Annotated in this window: 1 protein-coding gene; it reads left to right on the top strand. The window is 72.2% G+C overall.

Annotated elements, in window-relative coordinates; all coding sequences use genetic code 11:
* On the top strand, positions 1-263 hold a 263-nt coding region (locus AAEY78_RS13625), incomplete at both ends, for a 6TM ABC transporter family protein (RefSeq protein ID WP_352339872.1).

Below are 263 nucleotides of genomic sequence, written 5' to 3'. Positions count from 1 at the left end.
ATCATGATCTTCGCGATGCTCGCGTGGTGGGACGTGCCGACGGCCGCGATCCTGCTGGTCGCGGCGCTCGTCACGCTCGCGCTGCCGCAGCTCGTGCATCGCGCGGACCAGCGCGCGGCGCTCGCCCGTTCGGCCGCGTTCAAGGCGTTCGGCGAGGAGTTTCTCGACGCGGTGCAGGGCCTGCCGACGCTGAAGGCGTTCGGGCAGAGCAGCGCGTTCGGCGCGAAGCTGGCCGCGAAGGCGCGCGCGCTGTCGGACAGCAC

The sequence above is a fragment of the Psychrobacter sp. 16-MNA-CIBAN-0192 genome, from assembly GCF_040309565.1.
GTDB lineage: Bacteria > Pseudomonadota > Gammaproteobacteria > Pseudomonadales > Moraxellaceae > Psychrobacter.
The sequence above is the reverse complement of the archived record's forward strand: the minus strand, read 5'-3'. Positions and strand labels throughout refer to the sequence as shown.